We start from the raw sequence: 4,429 nt of genomic DNA, 5'->3' as shown, positions 1-4,429 counted from the left end.
CGCCATTTTACTCATCACAGAAAAAATACTGGTTTTGCTTCCGGGTAATTTGGATTCCAACTTCATAGACTTTATTTCAATTACTGATTTTAAGGTATAAAAAATCCCGAACTAAAACAGTCCGGGATCTCTATTTATGTTGATACAAAGGTTTACTTAACCGATGCTTTCAGGTAATCTCTATTCATTCTCGCGATGTTCTCCAGGGAGATTCCCTTAGGACATTCGATCTCACAGGCACCTGTATTTGTACAGTTACCAAATCCTTCTTTGTCCATTTGCTCTACCATGGCCAGCACTCTACGGTCCGCCTCAACTTCACCTTGAGGTAATAGTGAGAACTGACTTACTTTTGCAGAAGTAAACAACATGGCACTCGCGTTTTTACAAGCGGCAACACAGGCTCCACAACCAATACAGGTAGCAGCATAAAAAGACATATCTGCACTTTCTTTATCTACTGGAATAGAGTTAGCATCCTGGGTGTTTCCTGAAGTATTTACAGAAATATACCCACCAGCCTGCTGAATTCTGTCAAAAGAGGTACGGTCTACCACCAAATCCTTGATTACAGGAAATGCTTTAGCTCTAAATGGTTCGATCACAATAGTATCACCATCCTTGAATTTTCTCATGTGCAACTGGCAGGTGGTCACTCCACGATCTGGACCGTGAGGTTCTCCATTGATCTGCAGGTTACATGAGCCACAAATACCTTCTCTACAGTCATGATCAAATGCTACAGGCTCGTCACCTTTAGCGATCAACTGCTCGTTCAGGACGTCCATCATTTCCAGGAAAGACATATCATCAGATATATCGGTAACCTGGTATGTGGTCATTTTTCCTTTAGTTTCGGCGTTTTTCTGGCGCCATATTTTTAATGTAAGGTTCATACTTTTAGTATTGAATAATTAGAAATGAGATTGTTCGAAACGAATCCCAGATCTCAAATCTATTTATAACTCCTTGTTTTTACTTCGATATCCTCGTAATCAAGTTCTTCCTTATGAAGTATCGCATCGGCCGGTTTCCCAGTATATTCCCATGCGGCTACATACATAAAGTTCTCGTCATCTCTTAGTGCTTCCCCTTCTTCAGTTTGATGCTCTTCTCTAAAGTGACCTCCACAGCTTTCTTCCCTGTGTAGTGCATCCTTGGCGAACAATTCTCCAAGTTCAAGGAAATCTGCTACACGACCTGCTTTTTCAAGTTCTGCATTCATTTCGTTCGCAGTACCTGGTACTCGAACATCCTTCCAGAATTCTTCTCTCAATGCCTGAATTTCAGAAATTGCTTCCTTCAATCCGGTAGCATTTCTTGCCATTCCCACTTTATTCCACATGATCTTTCCTAAGATCTTATGAAAGTGGTCTACAGATTTGGTTCCGTTAGTGTTTACTAGCTTTTCCAGCTGAGCTCTCACTTCATTTTCAGCAGCTTCAAATTCAGGAGTATCAGTTGGGATCGTTCCGGTTCTAATATCTTCTGAAAGCGTATTTCCAATAGTATAAGGAAGAACAAAATATCCATCTGCAAGACCTTGCATCAATGCAGAAGCCCCCAGTCTATTGGCCCCGTGATCTGAGAAGTTAGCTTCCCCGATCGCGAAACATCCTGGAATCGTAGTTTGTAGGTTATAATCAACCCAAACACCACCCATGGTATAATGTACCGCTGGATAGATCATCATTGGGGTTTCGTAAGGATTCTGATCTACGATTTTCTCGTACATCTGGAAAAGGTTACCATATTTGGCTTCCACAACTTCCTTACCTAATTTCTTAATATCATTATCTGAAGGATTATCCAGTTTTCTGGTTGTAGCTTCCTCTTTACCATATCTCATGATAGCAGAGCTAAAATCCAGATAAACTGCTTCTCCAGTTTTATTTACCCCGAAACCAGCATCACAACGTTCCTTGGCAGCTCTTGATGCAACATCACGCGGCACCAGGTTACCAAAGGCTGGATATCTTCTTTCCAGGTAATAATCCCTTTCTTCTTCTGATAGCTCCGTCGGTTTTTTCTTTCCGGCACGAATTGCTTCAGCATCTTCTTTTTTCTTCGGAACCCAGATTCTACCATCATTCCGAAGTGATTCAGACATCAAAGTCAATTTTGACTGGTGATCTCCTGAAACCGGAATACAGGTTGGGTGAATTTGGGTAAAGCAAGGATTTGCGAAATACGCTCCTTTCTTATGTATTTTCCAGCTAGCTGTAACATTACTTCCCATCGCATTGGTAGAAAGGAAGAATACGTTTCCATATCCTCCGGAGGCGATCACCACAGCGTGTGCTGAATGTCTTTCAAGTTTTCCAGTAACCAGATCCCTTGCAATGATTCCGCGAGCTTTTCCATCTACTTTCACCACATCAAGCATTTCATGCCTGTTGAAAGTCTGTATCTTTCCACGGTTGATCTGGCGGTTCATTGCTGAATAGGCTCCAAGCAATAATTGTTGCCCGGTTTGTCCTTTTGCATAAAAGGTTCTTGAAACAAGAACTCCACCAAAAGAACGGTTATCCAAAAGTCCACCGTATTCACGAGCGAAAGGAACTCCCTGCGCCACACACTGGTCAATAATATTCCCAGATACTTCTGCCAGACGATAAACATTGGATTCTCTCGAACGGTAATCTCCACCTTTAATGGTGTCATAGAAAAGACGGTAAACAGAGTCACCATCACCCTGATAGTTCTTTGCTGCATTGATACCTCCCTGAGCTGCGATCGAGTGAGCTCTACGTGGAGAATCCTGATAGCAGAATGTTTTTACGTTATATCCAAGTTCTGCAAGCGTTGCCGCTGCACTTCCCCCGGCCAGTCCTGTACCTACTACGATCACGTCTATATTACGTTTGTTCGCAGGGTTTACAAGATTGATATCGTTTTTATGATTAACCCACTTTTCTGCCAATGGGCCTTTAGGTGCATTTGATTCAAATATTCCCATAGCTTAAATTTTTTCTAGTACAAAGTGAATGTAAAAAGGAATAACAGCGAATGCGAGCGGTACTAAAACTGCAAAAGCATAACCTGTTTTTCTAATAAATCCATTGTACTTAGGATGATTAACACCAAGTGATTGAAATCCACTCGAGAACCCGTGTGACAGGTGAAAACCTATTGCCAGCATCGCTACTGCATAGGCGATCGCCCAGAGTAAACCATATTGTGCATCCTGAAAGGTTTTGATCGTCAGGGTATAAAGATCTTTAACTTCCTCGCCATTTGCCGTGGTGTAATAAGTATCATCAAGACCTCCAAACTTCATTTCTGCCCAGAACATGGTCATGTGAATTACAATGAACGCAAGAATAACCGTTCCAAGGATTCCCATGTTTCTCGAAGACCATTTACTGTTGGTAGATGGTTTGAAGTTTACATACCCCTGTGGTCGTGCTTTACGATTGTGGATCGTAAGTAACAATCCATCGATTGCATGAAAAATGATACTAATGTACGTTACGTAGGATAACACTTTAACCGCAGGATTGGTTGTCATGAATAACGCGTATTCATTAAACTGGTCTTTTGCCATATCACTAACAGGTAGTAGAAGTTGCAGATTTCCAAATAAGTGACCTACTAAAAACAGGCACAGAAAAAGGCCGGTGAAAGCCATCCAGTATTTTTTTGCCAGTGATGACTTTAAAAGCGCAGATTTCGCCATAAATGTTTAGAATTATTTTTATATAAGTGCAACAAAAATACGCTTCATTCTAATTTTTAACAAGCTTTCCAAGTCTTTTTCCTGTCTATTTAGACTTAATTTAAAGTACTTTATAATTTGTTGAATCTTTGAAATACAGCGGCTTCCCGAAATTCATTTTCAACGTTTGTTAAATTCGATTTTGGCATGAGTCTGAAGGTTTTAGCAAAAGCTTAACTGAGGCTCCATTTCAAAATTTTGTAATTTCACTTTTCAGTGAAAAATGGTGAAAGAAAGAACCGAGAAAATAATTCAGAAACTATCCGAAACATTTGAGGGAGACCCATGGTTTGGGCAATCCCTGATGCGGAAACTGGAGAATGTACCCTACATCATCGGTTATAAAACCTGTGTTCCAGATTCACATAGCGTGGCAGAAATTGTTGCCCATCTAATTTGCTGGAAAAAATTTGTGTACGAAAAGCTCAAAAATAATGAGGATTTTGATATCACTATAGATTCTGAAATGGATTGGCCGGAAATCAAGATCCATAGTAAAAAAGAATGGGAGGAATTAAAGAGAGACCTTGTATCGGCTCAATTCCGTATTTATGAAGCTTTGCGTGAAAAACCTGATGATTCTTATCTCTCGGCTACCGTAACCGGTCGCGAATATGATATGGAATATCTTATTCTGGGAATTCTTCAGCATGATGTTTATCATCTTGGACAAATAGGTTTGATAGAAAGTCAGTTAAATAAAACCGAATC

The 4,429-nt window shown here is 40.4% G+C and carries 4 protein-coding genes; 1 reads left to right on the top strand and 3 read right to left on the bottom strand.

Features of this window, described 5'->3' with window-relative positions:
* Window positions 1-152: 152 nt before the first annotated feature.
* The 3 genes from QZ620_RS13545 to QZ620_RS13535 are packed head-to-tail and all read right to left on the bottom strand — an operon-like array spanning window position 153 to window position 3,679.
* Window positions 153-896, bottom strand: a complete 744-nt coding sequence (locus tag QZ620_RS13545; RefSeq protein WP_141876557.1) for a succinate dehydrogenase/fumarate reductase iron-sulfur subunit — start codon at window positions 894-896, stop codon at window positions 153-155.
* Window positions 897-955: 59 nt separating this feature from the next.
* On the bottom strand, window positions 956-2,959 hold the full coding sequence (locus tag QZ620_RS13540) for a fumarate reductase/succinate dehydrogenase flavoprotein subunit (RefSeq protein ID WP_295182640.1): 2,004 nt from the start codon (window positions 2,957-2,959) through the stop codon (window positions 956-958).
* A 3-nt stretch (window positions 2,960-2,962) separates the two neighbouring features.
* Window positions 2,963-3,679 carry a succinate dehydrogenase cytochrome b subunit gene (locus QZ620_RS13535; protein ID WP_295182637.1) on the bottom strand — a complete coding sequence of 239 codons (717 nt, stop codon included), beginning with the start codon at window positions 3,677-3,679 and terminating at the stop codon, window positions 2,963-2,965.
* Window positions 3,680-3,941: 262 nt separating this feature from the next.
* Between QZ620_RS13535 and QZ620_RS13530 the strand changes: the two genes are divergently transcribed.
* Window positions 3,942-4,429, top strand: a 488-nt coding sequence (locus QZ620_RS13530) for a DinB family protein (RefSeq protein WP_295182634.1), incomplete at its 3' end; no start/stop codon positions are given.

It is taken from the genome of uncultured Christiangramia sp. (assembly GCF_913046405.1).
Lineage (GTDB): Bacteria > Bacteroidota > Bacteroidia > Flavobacteriales > Flavobacteriaceae > Christiangramia > Christiangramia marina.
The sequence above is the reverse complement of the archived record's forward strand: the minus strand, read 5'-3'. Positions and strand labels throughout refer to the sequence as shown.